The organism is Micromonospora sp. NPDC049004, assembly GCF_040649315.1.
Lineage (GTDB): Bacteria > Actinomycetota > Actinomycetes > Mycobacteriales > Micromonosporaceae > Micromonospora.
The window spans coordinates 845551-862321 of sequence record NZ_JBEZFG010000003.1 but is presented as its reverse complement, the minus strand read 5'-3'; the positions used below and the strand labels follow the sequence as shown (position 1 = coordinate 862321).

Genomic DNA, 16771 nt, shown 5'->3' with positions numbered 1-16771 from the left:
AGTCGTCGAGCTTTAAGATGACGCCCATAATCTAACCGGCTCGTGCGATCACGACAAGTTTTGGATTAGGTTCATCTTCTATAGTTGGCCGGGTCGGGTGGCGAGCACGTGAGAGGGGGAGGTCGCGATGGGCAGGACGTCACGTGCCGAGGCGGCGAGGCACCGCGAGGAAGTGGTGGCCGCCACGTCGCGGCTGCTGCGGGAGCGCGGCGCGGCGGGCATGAGCGTCCAGGACCTCATGGGCGCCGCCGGGCTGACCCACGGCGGGTTCTACAAGCATTTCAGCTCGAAGGACGAGTTGCTGGGGGTCGCCGCCACGACGGCGTTCGGAGAACTCCTGGCCCTGCTGGACCAGTTCTCCGACGACCTGCCCGACCGGTCCGAAGCGCGGAACGCACTGCTGCGGCACTACCTGTCACCGGAGCATCGCGACACACCCGGTACGGGATGTGCCAACACCGCGCTGTCCGCCGACGCCGCCCGAGCGCCCGCCGACAGCCCGCTGCGCGCGTCGTACGCGGTCGGTGTCGAGGAGACCCTCAAGCGGATGACGGGCATCGAGGACGCACCCGGCGACGGACCCGAGGCCCGCCAGCGGGCGATCGTCGATCTCGCGACGATGGTCGGAGCGCTCATGCTGGCCCGCGCGACGGCGCAGACGCCCCTGTCGGAGGAGATCCTCCAGACCGCGCAGGACGCCCTGGCGAGCCCGGTCAGCGCTCGCGGCGACGGGGGCGGTAACTGGCGATCGTCGCGGGGAGACCGCGTCGGATGATGCCGGCCCAGTCGGTGTCGCCACGCAGCACCGCCGCCGCGGTCTTGCGCGCCTGCTCGGCGGTGAAGTGCGGCGGCAGCATCAGCTCGGCCGGATCGACCAGCGCGTTGATGACGACCGGCCGGTCGGCGCTCAGCGCGCGGTCCCAGACGCCCGGCACCTGCGCGGGGTCGTCGACCAGCTCGCCGTGCAACCCGAGGACCTGTGCCCACTGGTGGTAGCCGATGTTCGGCAGCTGCTGGCTGTCCGGGAACATCGGCGTCCCCTCGCTGGAGCGCTGTTCCCAGCTGACGAACGCCAGGTCCCGGTTGTTGAGCACGAGCACCACGAACCGCGGGTCGGCCCAGCCGCGCCAGTACTTCGCCACGGTGATCAGCTCGTTGACGCCGTTCATCTGCATCGCCCCGTCGCCGATCAGCGCGACAAGTGGCCGGTCCGGGTGGGCGAACTTGGCGCTCAGCGCGTACGGCATGGCGCCGCCCATGGACAGCAGCGTGCCGGAGAGGCTGGCCAGCATCCCGGGCCGGACCTGCACGTGCCGGGCGTACCAGGCGGTCGCCGTGCCGCAGTCCACGGCGAGCATCGCGTCGTCGGGGAGCCGGTCGCTGAGCTCGGTGAACAGCAGTTGCGGGTTGACCGGGTCGGCGCTCTGCGCGGCCAGGTCGCGCTGGACGCGTCGCCAGGCCGAGGTGGCCTCGGCGATCTCGGCCCGCCAGGCGGTCGGCCCGGGGCCGGGGCCCAGCTCGTCGAGTAGCGCCCGCAGGGTGGGGCGGGCGTCGCCGGTCAGGTTGACCTCGGTCGGGTAGCGCAGCCCGAGCTGGGTGCCGTCCAGGTCGATCTGCACCGCGCGGGCCTGACCGGGCGGCGGGTAGAACTCCGAGTACGGCATGTTGCTGCCCACGATCAGCAGCCGGTCGCAGCCGGTCATGAGCTGCCAGCTGGGCCGGGTGCCGAGCAGGCCGATCGCGCCGGTCACCCACGGCTCGCGATGGTCGACGACGGTGAAGCCGAGCAGCGCGGTGGCCACGCCGGCGCCGAGCCGGTGGGCGACCTCGCGGACCTCGTCCTGCGCGCCGAGCGCGCCCTGCCCGACGAGCATGGCCACCCGCTCGCCGCCGCGCAGCACCTCGGCGGCGCGACGCAGGTCGGCCTGCGGCGGAACTGTCGGCGTGCTGCTCGGCACGTTGCTGGTGTGGTAGTAGCCGTGCGCGTGGGGCGGATCCGGGATGGCCGGCTCGTCCTGCAGGTCCGAGGGGAGGACCAGGGCGGTGACGGTACGCCGGGACAGCGCCGTGCGGCACGCCCGGTCGACGAGGTGACGCACCTGCGCCGGGTGGTCGAGCTGGGCCAGGAACGCCGCCGCGACGTCCTTGTAGAGGGCCAGGAGGTCGACCTCCTGGTAGTAGCCGCCGCCCTCGGCGGTGACCGCGGTGTGCCCGACGAGGGCGACCACCGGCTGGTGGTCGAGCTTGGCGTCGTACAGGCCGTTGAGCAGGTGGATGGCGCCGGGGCCGCTGGTCACCAGTGCGCAGCCCAGCGGTCCGCCGCCGTACTTGACGTGCGCGGAGGCGGCGAAGCCGGCGGTCTCCTCGTGCCGGACCTGGATGAACTGGGCCCGCCCGTCGACGCGTTGCAGCGCCGAGGTCATGCCGTTGATGCCGTCGCCGGGATAGCCGAAGTAGCGCCGCACGCCCCAGCTGGCCAGCCGGGAGACGATGTGATCCGCGACTGTCGGTCGCCGGGGGAGCGCGCCCGCTTCGCCCGGTGCCGTGTGGTCTGCGCTCACCTGGCTGGTCCTTCCCGTCGGGTCCGGTACTCCACCGGTCGTTCCCCGTCTCGACGGGACAAAACACCCCGCAGGGCCGGCATCCGGAGCGGGGGTTGGCCGTCCGGCAGAATCGTCGGGTGCCCGTCCACCAGATCACCGATCCCGACGACGACCGGATCGCCGACTACCGCGCCCTCACCGACGTCGAGCTGCGCACCCGCTGGGAGCCTCCGCACGGCCTGTTCATCGCCGAGGGCGAGCTGGTGCTGCGCCGGGCGCTGCGCGCCGGCTACCCCGCCCGGTCGTACCTGGTGGACGCCAAGCGCGTCGACCAGCTCGCCGACCTGGACACCGGCGACGCGCCCGTCTACGCCGCCACGCAGGACGTGCTGCAACGGGCCACCGGTTTCCACGTACACCGGGGGGTGCTCGCGTCGTTCCACCGCCGCCCGCTGCCGACGGCGGCCGAGGTGCTCGCCGCCGCGCGCCGGGTGGTGATCCTGGAGGACGTCAACAACCACACGAACCTCGGCGCGATCTTCCGGGGCGCCGCCGCGCTGGGCATCGACGCCGTGCTGCTGTCGCCGTCCTGCGCCGATCCGCTGTACCGGCGCAGCGTGCGGGTCAGCATGGGTGAGGTCTTCGCGATGCCGTACGCCAAGCTCGAACGCTGGCCCACCGGGCTCGACGAGGTGCGCGAGGCGGGTTTCACGGTGCTCGCCATGACGCCCGCGCCGGATGCCGTACCCATTCAGCGGTTGACCCCGGCGCAGCGCGCGCGGGCGGCGCTGCTGCTCGGCGCCGAGGGGCCCGGCCTCACCGCGGCGGCGCAGGCGGCCAGCGACGTGCGGGTGGTCGTCCCGATGCGGCGCGGCGTGGACTCGTTGAACGTCGCCGCAGCCGCGGCGGTGGCGTTCTGGGAACTGGGTCGGGACGATCAGCTTGCATGACCATGCGTCTTGTTGAATAATCTTCCCCGTGTCCAAGGTTCTCACCTCCCTGCCCATCGGCGAACGTGTCGGCATCGCCTTCTCCGGCGGCCTCGACACCTCGGTCGCGGTCGCGTGGATGCGCGACAAGGGCGCCGTCCCCTGCGCCTACACGGCCGACATCGGCCAGTACGACGAGCCCGACATCGGCTCGGTGCCCGGCCGTGCGCTCAGCTACGGCGCCGAGGTCGCCCGGCTCGTCGACTGCCGCGCCGCCCTGGTCGAGGAGGGCCTCGCCGCGCTGACCTGCGGCGCCTTCCACATCCGCTCCGGCGGGCGGGCGTACTTCAACACCACCCCGCTGGGCCGGGCCGTGACCGGCACCCTGCTGGTGCGGGCGATGATCTCCGACGACGTCCAGATCTGGGGCGACGGCTCGACCTTCAAGGGCAACGACATCGAGCGGTTCTACCGCTACGGCCTGCTGGCCAACCCGCAGCTGCGGATCTACAAGCCGTGGCTCGACACCGACTTCGTCACCGAACTGGGTGGGCGTAAGGAGATGTCGGAGTGGCTGCTGGAGCGGGGCCTGCCATATCGGGACAGCACCGAGAAGGCCTACTCCACCGACGCCAACATCTGGGGCGCGACGCACGAGGCGAAGACCCTGGAGCACCTCGACACCGGCATCGAGACGGTCAGCCCGATCATGGGCGTGAAGTTCTGGGACCCGTCGGTCGAGATCCCCACCGAGGACGTCACGATCGGGTTCGACCAGGGCCGCCCGGTGACGATCAACGGCAAGGAATTCGGCAGCCCCGTCGACCTGGTGCTGGAGGCCAACGCCATCGGCGGCCGGCACGGCCTGGGCATGTCCGACCAGATCGAGAACCGGATCATCGAGGCCAAGAGCCGGGGCATCTACGAGGCGCCCGGCATGGCCCTGCTGCACGCCGCGTACGAGCGGCTGGTCAACGCCATCCACAACGAGGACACTCTGGCGAACTACCACAGCGAGGGTCGCCGCCTCGGTCGCCTGATGTACGAGGGTCGTTGGCTCGACCCGCAGGCGCTGATGCTGCGCGAGTCGTTGCAGCGCTGGGTCGGCACGGCGGTCACCGGTGAGGTGACGCTGCGGCTGCGCCGGGGCGAGGACTACTCGATCCTGGACACGACCGGCCCCGCGTTCAGCTACCACCCGGACAAGCTGTCCATGGAGCGCACCGAGGACTCGGCGTTCGGCCCGTCCGACCGGATCGGCCAGCTCACCATGCGCAACCTGGACATCGCCGACTCGCGGGCGAAGCTGGAGCAGTACGCCTCCCTCGGCATGGTCGGCGGCGCGGCTCCCCAGCGGATGATCGGCGCCGCGCAGGCAGCCTCGACCGGGCTGATCGGCGCGATGCCCGAGGGCGGCGCGGAGGCCATCGCCTCCCGGGGTGTCGCCTCCGCCGCCGACGAGGCGCTCGACCGCGCCGCCATGGAGTTCGGCGTCGACTGAGCGGCCCCGGCACGTCGAGGTCCGGGGTCACGGACGGTAGCGTGTCGGCCGTGTTCCCTACCGTCCGTGAGGTCCTCGCCTTGGACCCCGTCCGCCACGGCGCTCCCCGCGTGGTCGCCGGGGACGCCGGGCTGGACCGGCCGGTCCGGTGGGTGCACGTCGCCGAGGTACCCGACATCGCCACCCTGCTTGGCGGTGGTGAGCTGGTGCTCACCACAGGCATCGGGTTGCCGGCCGACGACGCGGGACTGCGCGCGTTCATCGGCGACCTCGCCGACGTCGGTGTCTCCGGGCTCGTCGTCGAACTGGGCCGCCGGTACGTCAGCGGTGTACCCCGGGTGATGGCCGCCGCCGCCGAGCGGCGCGGCCTGCCCCTGGTCGAGCTGCGCCGGGCCACCCCGTTCGTGCGGATCACCGAGGCCGTGCACGCGCTGATCGTCGACGCGCAGCTGACCGAGCTGCGGGCCGCCGAGGAGATCCACCAGCGGTTCACCGACCTCTCCGTCGAGGGCGCCGACGCGGCCGAGGTGATCCGGCAGGCCGCCGAGCTGTCCGGCTGCCCGGTGGTGCTGGAGAACCTGTCCCGGCAGGTTCTCGGGTACGACCCGGCGGGGGAGAGCGCGGAGCTGCTGCTGGACGGCTGGGAGCAGCACTCGCGGCGGATCCGGCCGGCCGGGCGCACCGCGTACGACCCGGACAGCGGCTGGCTGGTGACAGTCGTCGGCGCCCGCGGACAGGACTGGGGGCGGTTGCTGCTGCGCTGGCCGGCCAGCGGAGACGCGCCCAGCGCCCGGGGCGGCGAGGCGGCCCTCGCCCCACCCACCCGGCTCACCATCCTCATCGAGCGGGCCGCGTCCACCCTCGCGCTGGGCCGGTTGATCCGCCGCGACGCCGAGGGGCTGGAACGGCAGCTGCACCGCACCCTGCTCACGGCGTTGCTCGACCACTCCCGACCGGTCGACGAGGTGGCGCTGCGCGCCAAGGCGCTCGGTGTGGCGCTGGAACGTCGGCACCTCGTCGGCGTGATGGTCCGGCACCGTGGCGACGAACTCGCCGGAGAGAACGGCCCCGAGGCCGGCCAGGCCCGGCTGCGGGACCTGTCCGAGGCCGTCGGCCAGGCGCTGCGGGAAGCGAAGCTGACCGCGCTGACCAGCGCGGTCGACGACAACTCGGTGGGCGCGCTGCTGGCGCTGCCCGACCCGGCCGCCGAGGACCGCGCGCTGGCCGCGTTCGCCGGCGCACTTCGTCGGGTACGCCTCGACGCCGGCGCGGGCCGGGCCGCGTCCGCCGCCGACCCGTCCCGCCCGGGGTCGGGTGTCGACCCGCTGCGAAGCGGCGTCGGTGGCACGTCGGCCGGGCTGATCATCGCCGCCGGGTCCGGGGTCAGCAGCCTGCGCGAGGCTCGACGGTCGCTCGTCGAGGCGCGGCAGATCGTCGAGGCGGCCCGACGGGACCGGCGTGACCTGCCGGTCTTTCGACTGCCGCACGTGGGCCTCGCGGGGCTGCTGCACCTGCTGCGCGACGAGCCCCGGCTGCAGACCTTCGTCGAGCGCGAACTCGGCCCGCTGCTGGAGTACGACGCCCAGCACCCCCGGGAGCGGCTGCTCGACACCCTGCGCGCGTACCTGGAGCAGGGGCGCAACAAGTCCGCCGGCGCCGCGGCCGCCCACCTGTCCCGACCCGCCTTCTACGAACGCCTGGCCCGCATAGCCCGCATCCTCGACGCAGACCTGGACTCGGTGGAAACCAGCCTCTCCCTGCACGTGGCCCTGCTGGCCCTGGAAGCAGTCCGAACCCCCTAACCCGCCCCCCTACCCGGGCGGCGCAGGGGGTGGGGTGGGGTGGGGTTAGGACAGGGAGGTTAGGGCTTTTGCGTAGGTTGGGGGGATGTGGTTGGGGCCGCCGGGGGTGAAGACGTCCGACGTCGCCACCGCGGACCAGGCCGTTTCCGGTACGGCTTCGACCAGCGCCTTGATCACCGGGGCGTCGCGCCACTGGTCCTGTTCGGCGAGCAGGCCGAGAGCCACCACCGACTCCTCGACCTCACCCACGCACTCGAACGGCTTGTGCCCGTCCACGCCCAGCAGCTCCCGGTAGCCGGGGATCTGCTCCGGGTCGGCCAGCAGGTCGCCGCCGAAGATGTGGGTGACCCGCTCGCGCGGCATGAACGGGGCCATCGCGAGGAAGACGAACCGGCACTTCGGGCAGTCCCGGCACCAGCGCTCGGACGCGTCGCGCAGCTTGAACGCCTGGTTGCAGCTCGTCACCACGTCGTCGTACCTGGTGAACTCGGCGAACAGCCGGGCGATGTGCAGCTCGGACAGCGAACGCAGCAGCGAGAAGTACGGTTCGGTGAGGCCGGCGTGCTCGGCCAGCGCGCCCCGCAGCAGCCCCTCGGCCTCGACGCCCTTGGACCACTGGTGGTTGATCTCGTGGCCGTTCCAGCTGAGGTTCGGGTCGGACGCGGAGCGCTCGTTGGACATCACCACCGGGCCGAGCCCGTGCAGCACCGCCGTCGCCACCGCGATCAGCGAGTTGATGGCGGTGACCGGGATGTGCCCGTTCAGCCCGCCCGCCGCGTTCAGGTCGAACAGCACCGGGTCGATACGCCGGCGGGCCGCGAGGGGGGCCAGCCCGGACGCCTCGTTGACCGAGACGATCACGTGGTTCGGGTTGACCGAGAACGGCACCGGGTCCAACTCGGCGCGGCGCAGCGCCTCCAAGCTCACGATCGAGTCCTTGCCGCCGCCGACCGCGGAGAGGGGGCGACGATCGGAGTTGTCGTAGACGCGCGGCGACTCCGGCGAGCCGGCCGGCACCTCCGGGCGCAACTCGAGCACGTGCGGCAACTGGTTGCGGTACGCGTACTCCGCGAGGCCCTTGGTGTAGACGGCCGTGACGTAGTCGACGGTGGCCCTGCCCAGCGGCGCCGGCAGCACCAGCCGGGGCGGCGCCGCGACCTTGTAGTAGCTCACCCCGGCGACGAGGTGCAGCACCTCCAACACCCGGCCGAGGGTGGCCACGGTCTCGTCGGACGGCGGCTGCGCCGGCAACGGAAGGGTGATCACCTCGGTGAACCGCTGCTCGCCGGCCGGGCCGGTCAGCGCGTAGTCGAACAACACCTCGCCGGTGGCGAAGTCGATCGAGTAGGACGGGAAGGTGAAGGCGTCCATCCGCCGGAGCTGCTCGTTGGGCACACGCCATACTAGGCCCTGGTTCGTCCGGCCGTGTCCGGACCGGGCCCCCGCCCTGTCGCCGCCGTGATCCCGAGGAGAGCCCAGTGCGCCTGTCTGACCTGCGCGGACGTAGCGTCGCCGTCTGGGGGACCGGTCGGGAGGGCCGGGCAGCTGTGACAGCGATCGCCGCGCACGGCCCCGCTGAGCTGGTCGCCGTCGACGACAGCGCCAACTTCCTGTCACTGCCCTGGGACGGCCCGCTGGCCGAGGCGGCCCCGCTGGTCACCGGCGAGGAGGGCTTCGCCCGGCTGGCCGCCGCCGACGTGGTGGTCCGCTCGCCCGGCGTGCCGCAGACCCATCCCTGGCTGGTCGAGCTGCGCCGACGCGGCGTGCCGGTCACCCAGGGCACCGCGCTGTGGATGGCCGACCATGCCGAGCGCACCGTCGGGGTGACCGGCAGCAAGGGCAAGAGCACCACCTCCAGCCTGATCAGCCACCTGCTCACCGCGATGGGCCGCCCGAACGTCTTCGGCGGCAACATCGGCGTGCCGACCCTCGACCTGCCCGACGCGGAGCTGTACGTGCTGGAGCTGTCGAGCTACCAGTGCAGCGACCTCACCGACTCGCCCCGGGTGGCCGTGGTCACCGCGCTGTTCCCCGAGCACCTGGACGCGCACGGCGGGGAGCGGGAGTACTACCGCGACAAGCTCAACCTGCTCGCCCACGATCCGCAGACGATCGTCGTCAACGGCGCCGACCCGCGGCTCGCCGCCGAGCTGGGGGAGCTGCCGGCGGTGCGGGCCGGCCGCCCCGACACCACCCACGTCGCCACCGGCGCGGACGGCACGCAGTGGTTCCACCTCGGCGACCAGCCGCTCTTCCCACGCGCCGTGCTGCCGCTGGTGGGTCGGCACAACGAGGGCAACCTGTGCGTCGCCCTCGCCGTGCTCGACGCGCTCGGCATCGACGTGGTGGCCGCCAAGGACCACCTCGCCGTCGCGGTGGCCGAGTTCCAGGGGCTGGCCCACCGGCTCACCGAGATCACCGACCCGTCCGGCCTGACCTTCGTCGACGACACCCTGGCCACCAGCCCGTACGCGGCCATGCACGCCATCGACGCGTACGACGGGCGGCCGTTGACCGTGATCGTCGGGGGCAACGACCGGGGGCTGGACTACACGCCGCTGGCCGAGCACCTCGCCGAGCGGGAGCTGACCGTGATCGGCATTCCGGACAGCGGCGCCCGCATCGTCGAGGCGCTCGCCGGCCTGCCGAAGGTGCGTACCGAACTGGTCGACGACCTGGTGGACGCGGTCCGGCTCTCCCGGGAGGTGACCCCGGCCGGCGGGGTGGTGCTGCTGTCCCCGGCCGCCCCGAGCTACGGCCGGTTCCGCAACTTCGAGCACCGCTCCGAGGTCTTCGCCCAGGCCGTCGCCGACACCGCCCGCTGACTCAGCCGCGGTCGACCGGGCTGGGGTCCGGTGACTGCAGCCCGGGCAGCAGCACGGTGTCGGTGTCGGCGTCGTTCTCGTCGTCGTTCGGTGCCGCGGGTTTCGTCGTGGCGCCGGTGCGGCGGCGGTCCTTGTCCGGGGTCCAGGCGAACGCGAGTGCCCCGCCGGTCAGGGCCAGCAGCATCCCGACCACGAAGCCACCCAGGTTCGAGGTCAACCAGGAGACCAGCCCGAGCACCAGCGAGACCACGGCGTAGAAGACCCGCTGCTGCGGGGTGGTGATCAGCAGCACCCCGCAGATCACGAGGATGGTGGGTACCAGGTAGGCGGCGAGACCCTGCGGTCCGATGTGCAGCAGCACCCCCAGCGGCGCGCGCAGGGTGGCCAGCATCTCCACGCCTCCGAGGGCGATCAGCACGGCGGCGGTGAACGGGCGGGCCCGCCGCCAGCGGCGCCACCGCCCGCGGGATCCGCGGACGGCGGGCGCTGTCTGGTGTCGTTCGGCGCTCACGTCAGCAACCGTCGGAGGTGAACGCCATGCGCAGGTTGGGCAGGTTGAAGACCGCCGCGGTGGTGGCGTAGTTGTTCTGTCGCAGGTTCTCGATGACTACCGAGTCGGCCTGCTGCGAGAAGACGCCGGGGTTCCCCTTCACGCCGGGCACCTTGTCCAGGGTGCTGGCGTCCTGGCCGACGTTGATGTTGCGGAAGGCGGCGTCGCCGTTGACCTCGTCACCGTCGACGACCAGGGTCCGGGCGGTGACCGGTCGGTCGCCGCCGCCGGCGGTGATCTTCAGGAAGATGCCGCCGAGGTTGATGCTCTGGCAGAGGTTGGTCAGCTCGGCCTTGTCGATCGCCGACACCATCACCAGGACCTGTCCGCCGGTGTCGCCCTGGTTGGGGCTGTCCGGGATCATCTGGTCGAGGGTGGCGAACTGCTCGAACCCGGTGCCGGTGAGCTTGTCGGCAGTGACGGTGAACGGCATGCCCGAGATGGCGAACTGCGCGCCCAGCACGCCCTGGGCGGTGAGCATGATCATGCCGGCGGCGCCCGCCACGACGATTCCGAAGGTGGCGGCGAACCGGCGCCAGCGCACGCCACTACGTGGCGGGCCCCCTGCGATTGGTGTGGTTTCCTCCGACATGGCGGCTCCCCTTAAGATCAATTGATTGGCGGCAATGGGAATTGCACGTTGACCTGCGCCTGGTGGGCGCAGAGCCGAAGTTACCGCCGAGTAAAGGGGAGGTCAACGGTGTGTGGCGGCCATTTGGGCGGTATTCGTTAAATGCGGCCAAAGTGAAAAACCGCTGCGGTTTCCGACCGGGTGATCAGGAGTGGTGGGCCGGTACGCAGGGCGCGGTCGTGCTCGGGCCGTCGTCCGGTCGTATCGGCCGGGTCGCCTGGATCGCACCCTCGGTGCCCAGAAATGGCGCCATGGCCGCGTAGGTGAGCACCGGCAGCAGTTCCGGCAACTCCGCCGCCCGGCCCCGCGCCACGCGCCCCCGGACGGTGGCGTAGATGCCGCCGACCACCGTGGACACCAGCTCGTCGCGGCCCACGTCCGCAAGCGCCGGCCCCGGGCCGGCGTCGGCGAAGAACCGGCGGAAGCTGGTGAGCAGCCCGTCGCGTTCGCGGCGGGCGTCGGGGCCTGCCGCGTCCACCTCGACCAGCGCCATCCGGGCGAACGCCGGCACGCTCGCCAGCACCTCCAGCAGGGTGCGCAGCGCGGCGCGCGCCGCGTCCGGCCAGGCCGGGCCGGCCTCGCGGTAGGCGTCCTCCATCAGCTGCGACACCACGGCGATCCCGTGCCGGTAGGCGGCGAGAAACGCGTCCTCCTTGCCGGTGAACAGGGCGTAGAAGGCCGGTCGGGTCACGCCGGCGGCGTGGCAGATGTCGCTGACCCGGGCGTTGTCGTAGCCCTTGGTCGCCACCTCGTGCACGAGTCCGTCGAAGAGGCGGTCGCGCTGGGTGGCGGCCACGACCTCCGCGGAGACCCGTCGCGGGCCGCGCTTGATCGCGCGGTCCGGGTCGCGGCCCGGGCGTGCGCCCGGTAGGGGCGCCGGTGCCGGCTGCGGGTGGCTCTGCGTGGTCAACTCATCGACCTCCTTGATTCGTTGACTTTGCGACCCTCCGGGGTTTATAACTTTCCTCACGCTCAGTTCTCCCCCCGTCACCTTTGGTGATCTCCCCGGATGGTCACCCTGACTCGTCGAAGGAGGGCTCGATGGCTGTCATTATCGCCGAACACGAACGCTCTCCCAATGCCGGAAAGGCGCAGGTGACGCGGCTACGCCGCAGTGCACCACGCCGGTCCGCCCGCTGATCCGCGGCACCTTAAGTCACCCGGCCCGACCCGACGGTCACCTGGCGCCACCACCACCCACCGTCCACGTCATGGCCACAATCTCCGCCCGGCGTGCCCGCCCGGCGGTGACCGCCTGCGCGGTCCGCTCGTTCCCGTCCCACCACCGGAAGGAAGCACCATGCCCAGGTACGGCAAAATCGGCGGGGGCCTCGTCGCCCTCGCGCTGCTGACCGGTCTCGTGGCCGCCACCCCGGCCTCCGCCGACCCGTCGGCAACGCTCGCCAGCAACGTCCTGACCTACCCCACCGCCGGCGGCACCGCCGTCGCCGTCAACGACGTCATCCAGGCCAGCCTCAAGGCCGGCACCAACGCCACCTTCTACAACTCCACCTCGGGCACCACAGGCATCAAGTGCGCCGCATCCAGCTTCAGCGCCAAGGTGCTCACCAACCCGACCGCCCCGGGCACCGCCACCGAGAGCCTCACCGCCCAGACCTTCGGCACCTGCACCACCAACGTGCTCGGCACCACCGGGGTGCAGAGCATCGCCCTCAACAACCTCCCGTACGCCACCTCCGTCACCAGCGCCGGCGTGGTCAAGATTTCCGGCACCACGGCGGCGCCGGTCCAGAGCACCGTCGTGCTGAACTCGCTGCTCGGCGCGATCACCTGCGTCTACCGGACCAGCACCAACAGCCTCACCGGCACGGCGGCCAACGCCACCAACTCGATCACCTTCACCAACCAGCCGTTCACCAAGTTCTCCGGCCCGTCCCTCTGCTTCGGCACCGCGTACTTCTCGGCGACGTACTCGCCGGTGCGCGACAGCACCAAGGGCAACGCCGCCGTCTACGTGAACTGACCAGGTCCACCGGGGCCGGTGCGCGGCGATCCGCCGTGCGCCGGCCCTCGACCCTGCGCGGGTCAGCCGGCGGCCAGCGCCGCGTGCAGGGCGCGCATCGACCGGATGGCCGAGCGGATCTCCTGCAGGTAGCGCCCCGGGGTGAGGGTCTGCTCCGGCAGCACCGCCGGGTCGGTCAGCGCCGGGTCCACCCCGACGGTGTCGATGTGGCACCCGTACGGGACCGCCAGGGTGCGTAGCGCGTCGCAGTGCTGGAACGGCACGTAGATCGGCGCGGTGACCATCAGCGCCTCGTCACCCGGGGCGAGCCGGACGTGCCCGGCCCAGAACCGCTGGGTGTCGGCGGTGTGGGCGCGTCGCCGGTCAGGCTCGCTGGACGGCGCGGCCAGCACCCGTACCGGTGGCCGGCCCTCCGGCCGGTAGGTCCGCGACGACCAGGAGTGGTGGGGGTGGCCCGCGTCGACGCCGTCCTGCTCGGTCGGGGCGGTCACCCCGAACACCTGCCGGACCGCCGTGTCCAGCACGTCCACCTCGGTCTCGTCCGGCGGCAGGCCCGCGTCGGCGAGGGTGGCGCGTTCCCACTCGGACAGTGGCCGGAAGCTGCCCAGCACGGCGACCTCGCCGGTCACCCGCAGGCCCGCGCGCAGCAGATGCGCGGCGTACGCGACGCGCCGCACGCAGGCGTGCGCCAGGCCGCCCAGCACGAGCAGGTGGGCGTACGCCGGGCGGGCCGGCGGCACCGCACGCACCATGCCGAGCGCGGCGACCGCGTCGAGGACGAGCCCGGACGTGAGCGCGTCGAAGCTCGGCTCCCGGGCGTCCGGGCGTTCGCGCCCCTGCCGGAAGTCCCAGTGCCGGGCGGAGAAGTCGTCGAGGAACCGCAGCACCTCGGCGAGGTCGCCGGTCGGCCAGTCACCGCCGAAGTGCCGGACCAGGCCGCGGAGCGCACTGGAGTCGACCCAGGCCCGGACGTCCGCCGTGATCTGCTCGGCGACCGTCGACGGGGCCGCATCCGCGCTCTGCACCTGCCGGATGCTACCGCTGCGGTCCGGCGGGACCTGCGGGTTGTGGTTGGCATCTACCCTGGCGGCACCGGCGGATTGGGGGAGTTCGATGGTCCGTGACGTGGCCCGTCGGCGGCCCCGCGAGCGCGGCGGCGCCTCCGACGGCTTCGCGCGTCTGGTGGCGCACACCGACCCGGTGGCGTTGGTCGGCATCACGTTGTCGATCAGCCTCAGCGTCATTCTCGACCTCACCAACGCCGCCTCGGGGGTGGAGTCGCTGCTGGCCGGCCTGATGGGCATCACCATCTCGCTGCTGGTGGACTCGCTGGCCCGTGCGGAGCGCCGGTTTCACCTGCGGACGTTGCTGGACGGGCCGCCGTGGCTCGTCCACACCACCACCGAACTGGCCGGGGCCATGCGGGAGGCGGCCGAGCAGCACGCGGGCACGCGGGTCGCGGCGGAGGCGCAGCGGCGCTACGAGCAGTTCCGGCTGGAGGCCGAGCAGCTCGCGCAGGGGCGGATCATCCGGCGTGGCGACGAGGACGAGGACCTGGTCGGCGCGACCCGCGGCTGCGTGCACCGGCTCGACGCGCTGACGAACGTGATGCCCCGGGTGAGTGGGGAGCTGAGCTGGTGGCGCAGCGAGATCGGCCGACGCTACTGGGAGGCGAACGTCGAGGCCCTGCAACGGGGCGTCCGGATCACCCGGGTCTTCGTCTACGCCACGCTTACCGACGAGCTGTCCGCGCTCGTGCAGGGGCAGCGCGCGGCCGGTGCGCGGGTGGGCCTGCTGCCCTTCGGTGTGGTCAGTCCACAGCTCCTGGTCAATCTGACAGTCTGGGACGGGTCGAGCTGCTGGGAGGCCCGGATGACCGCGCACGGCGAGATCGGCGAGAACCAGTTCTCGGTCAACCGGACGGACGTCGAGCGCCTCACCCGCGTGTTCGACGTCTGCGTGAACGCCGCGACGTTCCAGGACTGACGGCCGGGACGGGGAAGCCATGACGCTGAGTGCGGTCCTGCTGGTGACGGCAGTGGTCTGGGCGGTCAGCGTGATCCGCTCGATCCGGCTCCGGGCACTGGTCTACAGCCTTCCGTTGCCGATGACGCTCGCCTTGGTCAGCACGCCTTACGGGGTGGGTGGCGCGCAGGTGCTCGGCGTGCTCGGGCTCAACCTCTTCTTCGTCACCGTGGCGGTCACCCACCAGCGGCTGCGCTGGCCCATCCTGCTCGCCGACGGCGCGGGGATCGCCGTCTACGTGGCGCTGAGCGCGGGTCTGCTGGCCGTCGACATTCCGTTCGAGGCGGCCCTCGCCGCCACGCTCGTGCTCTGGCTGGCGGCCATGCTCCTGCTGCGCCGTCGCGCCCGGACGCGGGTCACCCCCGCCGCCGCTGCCGGCGAAGCAGACGCAGCCGTTGCCGGCGGAGCGGACGCCGCCGTTGGCGGACCGGGCGCGGTCGGCGACGCGGGCTCCGGCGCGGGCTCCGACGCGGAGACGTCGGCCGGAGGCCGTCCGGACGGTCTGCCGGCGCTGCTCAAGTTGCTTGTCATCTTCGTCGGGGCGATCCTCACCGCGCTGCTCGGCGCGGTGCTGCGCGGCATGGTGGTGACATTCCCGTACTCGGGGGTGCTGGTCGCCGTCGAGGCCCGCCGTCAGTTGTTCGAGTTCAGCGGGCACTTCGCCCGCAACAGCCTCGCGCTTGTCGGTTTCCTCACCGCGTACCACTACCTTCAGGACGTCTCGGCGGCCGTCGCGCTGGGCACCGGCTGGGCCGCCTTCGCGGTGGTCGCCGCCGTCCTGCACCTGCCGAAGCGCCGCCGTGGGGCCGCCCGGGCCAGCCCGCCGAGGCGCGTGTCGAGACCCCTGCGGTCGGCGGCCGAGCCACCCACCGTGCGGTGACCCCGACTACCTGGCGCTCCGGACCAGGTCCGCGATCTGGGCGAGGGGTTCGGCGTACGCGGGCCAGTCGAGGCCGTCGACGCTGAGCGTGGGGCGGCGGCGCACCCCGTCGACCGCGCCCGCCGAGACGATCGCGGCCAGCAGGTCGGACGACCACGCGGGCTCCAGCAGCGTACGAAGCCCGGGCACGTCGGGGCGCAGCAGCGACAGCGCGCCGACGAGGGCCGCGGCCGCCCAGTTGGAGGTGCCGCCGACGAGCAGCGCGTCAGCGCCCACCACGCACCGGATCCGCTCGCCGGAGGCGACCACCCGGCCGACGAGGTCCGCCGGCAGGAGGCCCATGCCCAGTTCGTTGCCGCCGTCGCCGATGCCGATCCGGAAGGCCGAACCGGCACGGTAGAGCCGGTCCAGAGGCGCGGTGTGTGTGCCGATGTCCTCGCCGCGCATGTTGCGGGGTCGACCGTCCACCCCGGGCCCGACCCGTTCGCAGGCGATGAGGTGCGTCAGGCGGCCGTAGCGGGGCAGGAGGACGGCGGCCCACTCGTCGTACCCCCGCAGCGGCGCGACGTCCACCGGCAGGCCCGGCGCGGCGGCGGCGACGGCCGCCTCGACCACCGGCGCGCACGGCTGGTCGGTGACGAGCCGGCACCGGCCACCGAGCAGGCGCAGCGCGGCGGCGATCTGGACGGCGCCGAGCGGGCCGTCGGTCTCCGCGGCCGGCGGCTCGGCACCGGGGATGAAGAACCCGGTGAGCACCGCGGCGTCCGGCGCACCGGCGCTGGCGAGCGACCGGGCGGCGGCCAGCAGCCCGCCGGCCGCCGGCGCGGCCAGCGCCTCGCTGCCCCGGCCCACCTCCCGTGCGGCGACGCGTTCCAGTGCGGCGATGGTCTCGTCGATGCGCACCGCGTGCCTCCCCGGCGACAGTGGACGGACCCAGGGTAGCGGTGGGCGACCAGACTGCGGATCGAGCGGAGGAAGAGCATGTTCGCTGCGGAAATCAGCGGCCAACGGCGGCCACGGCTCTGGAAACCGTTGACGTGCTGTCAGGCCGGAACGGCCTTGCGCTACACCCTGACAGTTGTCCGTGCGGGCCGGCGGTGG

At 72.6% G+C, this 16771-nt stretch carries 15 protein-coding genes; 8 read left to right on the top strand and 7 right to left on the bottom strand.

Going from position 1 to position 16771, the window contains the following annotated elements; all coding sequences use genetic code 11:
* The first annotated feature begins 127 nt into the window (after positions 1-127).
* Positions 128-775 (top strand): TetR/AcrR family transcriptional regulator, encoded by a 648-nt coding sequence (locus AB0B97_RS13125; protein WP_357493333.1) that lies wholly within the window; start codon positions 128-130, stop codon positions 773-775.
* On the opposite strand, the gene AB0B97_RS13120 is transcribed toward AB0B97_RS13125, so the two are convergent.
* Entirely contained in the window at positions 714-2561 is a 1848-nt protein-coding gene (locus tag AB0B97_RS13120; protein ID WP_357493330.1) for a thiamine pyrophosphate-requiring protein, read from the bottom strand. The two genes, AB0B97_RS13125 and AB0B97_RS13120, sit on opposite strands and share 62 nt — an antisense overlap.
* Before the next feature lie 95 nt (positions 2562-2656).
* On the opposite strand from AB0B97_RS13120, the gene AB0B97_RS13115 reads away from it, so the two are divergent.
* From AB0B97_RS13115 to AB0B97_RS13105, 3 genes are read left to right on the top strand one after another with little or no spacing between them, the layout of a single operon-like run.
* Entirely contained in the window at positions 2657-3493 is an 837-nt protein-coding gene (locus tag AB0B97_RS13115; protein ID WP_357493328.1) for an RNA methyltransferase, read from the top strand.
* 28 nt (positions 3494-3521) lie between these two features.
* Positions 3522-4973, top strand: a complete 1452-nt coding sequence (gene argG, locus AB0B97_RS13110) for an argininosuccinate synthase (RefSeq protein ID WP_357493325.1) — start codon at positions 3522-3524, stop codon at positions 4971-4973.
* A 41-nt stretch (positions 4974-5014) separates the two neighbouring features.
* Entirely contained in the window at positions 5015-6775 is a 1761-nt protein-coding gene (locus AB0B97_RS13105) for a PucR family transcriptional regulator (RefSeq protein WP_357493323.1), read from the top strand.
* Positions 6776-6820: 45 nt separating this feature from the next.
* Here the strand turns inward: AB0B97_RS13105 and AB0B97_RS13100 are convergent, their stop codons facing one another.
* Entirely contained in the window at positions 6821-8170 is a 1350-nt protein-coding gene (locus tag AB0B97_RS13100; RefSeq protein WP_357493321.1) for a hypothetical protein, read from the bottom strand.
* Positions 8171-8253: 83 nt separating this feature from the next.
* Here AB0B97_RS13100 and murD point away from each other — a divergent pair, with 83 nt between their 5' ends.
* Positions 8254-9600 (top strand): UDP-N-acetylmuramoyl-L-alanine--D-glutamate ligase, encoded by a 1347-nt coding sequence (gene murD, locus AB0B97_RS13095; protein ID WP_234588498.1) that lies wholly within the window; start codon positions 8254-8256, stop codon positions 9598-9600.
* 1 nt (position 9601) lies between these two features.
* Here murD and AB0B97_RS13090 read toward each other — a convergent pair whose 3' ends face one another.
* From AB0B97_RS13090 to AB0B97_RS13080, 3 genes are all read right to left on the bottom strand, one after another.
* Positions 9602-10111, bottom strand: coding sequence for a DUF6114 domain-containing protein (locus AB0B97_RS13090; RefSeq protein ID WP_357493318.1), 510 nt, complete (start codon positions 10109-10111; stop codon positions 9602-9604).
* A 1-nt stretch (position 10112) separates the two neighbouring features.
* Positions 10113-10694, bottom strand: coding sequence for a DUF6230 family protein (locus AB0B97_RS13085; RefSeq protein ID WP_357493316.1), 582 nt, complete (start codon positions 10692-10694; stop codon positions 10113-10115).
* A 232-nt stretch (positions 10695-10926) separates the two neighbouring features.
* Positions 10927-11691: a TetR/AcrR family transcriptional regulator gene (locus AB0B97_RS13080; RefSeq protein WP_357493314.1), complete on the bottom strand. Its 765-nt coding sequence runs from the start codon at positions 11689-11691 to the stop codon at positions 10927-10929.
* Between the two features lie 390 nt (positions 11692-12081).
* Here AB0B97_RS13080 and AB0B97_RS13075 point away from each other — a divergent pair, with 390 nt between their 5' ends.
* Positions 12082-12765, top strand: coding sequence for a Tat pathway signal sequence domain protein (locus AB0B97_RS13075; RefSeq protein ID WP_357493311.1), 684 nt, complete (start codon positions 12082-12084; stop codon positions 12763-12765).
* Positions 12766-12827: 62 nt separating this feature from the next.
* Here AB0B97_RS13075 and AB0B97_RS13070 read toward each other — a convergent pair whose 3' ends face one another.
* On the bottom strand, positions 12828-13790 hold the full coding sequence (locus AB0B97_RS13070) for a hypothetical protein (protein WP_357493309.1): 963 nt from the start codon (positions 13788-13790) through the stop codon (positions 12828-12830).
* An 88-nt stretch (positions 13791-13878) separates the two neighbouring features.
* Here AB0B97_RS13070 and AB0B97_RS13065 point away from each other — a divergent pair, with 88 nt between their 5' ends.
* Positions 13879-14751: a hypothetical protein gene (locus tag AB0B97_RS13065; RefSeq protein WP_357493307.1), complete on the top strand. Its 873-nt coding sequence runs from the start codon at positions 13879-13881 to the stop codon at positions 14749-14751.
* 19 nt (positions 14752-14770) lie between these two features.
* The gene (locus AB0B97_RS13060; protein ID WP_357493305.1) at positions 14771-15670 is read left to right on the top strand and encodes a hypothetical protein; all 900 of its coding nucleotides are present in this window, start codon (positions 14771-14773) and stop codon (positions 15668-15670) included.
* Positions 15671-15676: 6 nt separating this feature from the next.
* Here the strand turns inward: AB0B97_RS13060 and AB0B97_RS13055 are convergent, their stop codons facing one another.
* Positions 15677-16573, bottom strand: coding sequence for a glutamate cyclase domain-containing protein (locus AB0B97_RS13055; protein ID WP_357493302.1), 897 nt, complete (start codon positions 16571-16573; stop codon positions 15677-15679).
* Positions 16574-16771 lie beyond the last annotated feature (198 nt).

Excerpts from the sequence above, each read along its gene's own strand:
- AB0B97_RS13125 (WP_357493333.1), top strand. The coding sequence starts at position 128 with ATGGGCAGGACGTCACGTGCCGAGGCGGCGAGGCACCGCGAGGAAGTG.
- AB0B97_RS13075 (WP_357493311.1), top strand. The coding sequence starts at position 12,082 with ATGCCCAGGTACGGCAAAATCGGCGGGGGCCTCGTCGCCCTCGCGCTG.
- AB0B97_RS13065 (WP_357493307.1), top strand. The coding sequence starts at position 13,879 with ATGGTCCGTGACGTGGCCCGTCGGCGGCCCCGCGAGCGCGGCGGCGCC.
- AB0B97_RS13060 (WP_357493305.1), top strand. The coding sequence starts at position 14,771 with ATGACGCTGAGTGCGGTCCTGCTGGTGACGGCAGTGGTCTGGGCGGTC.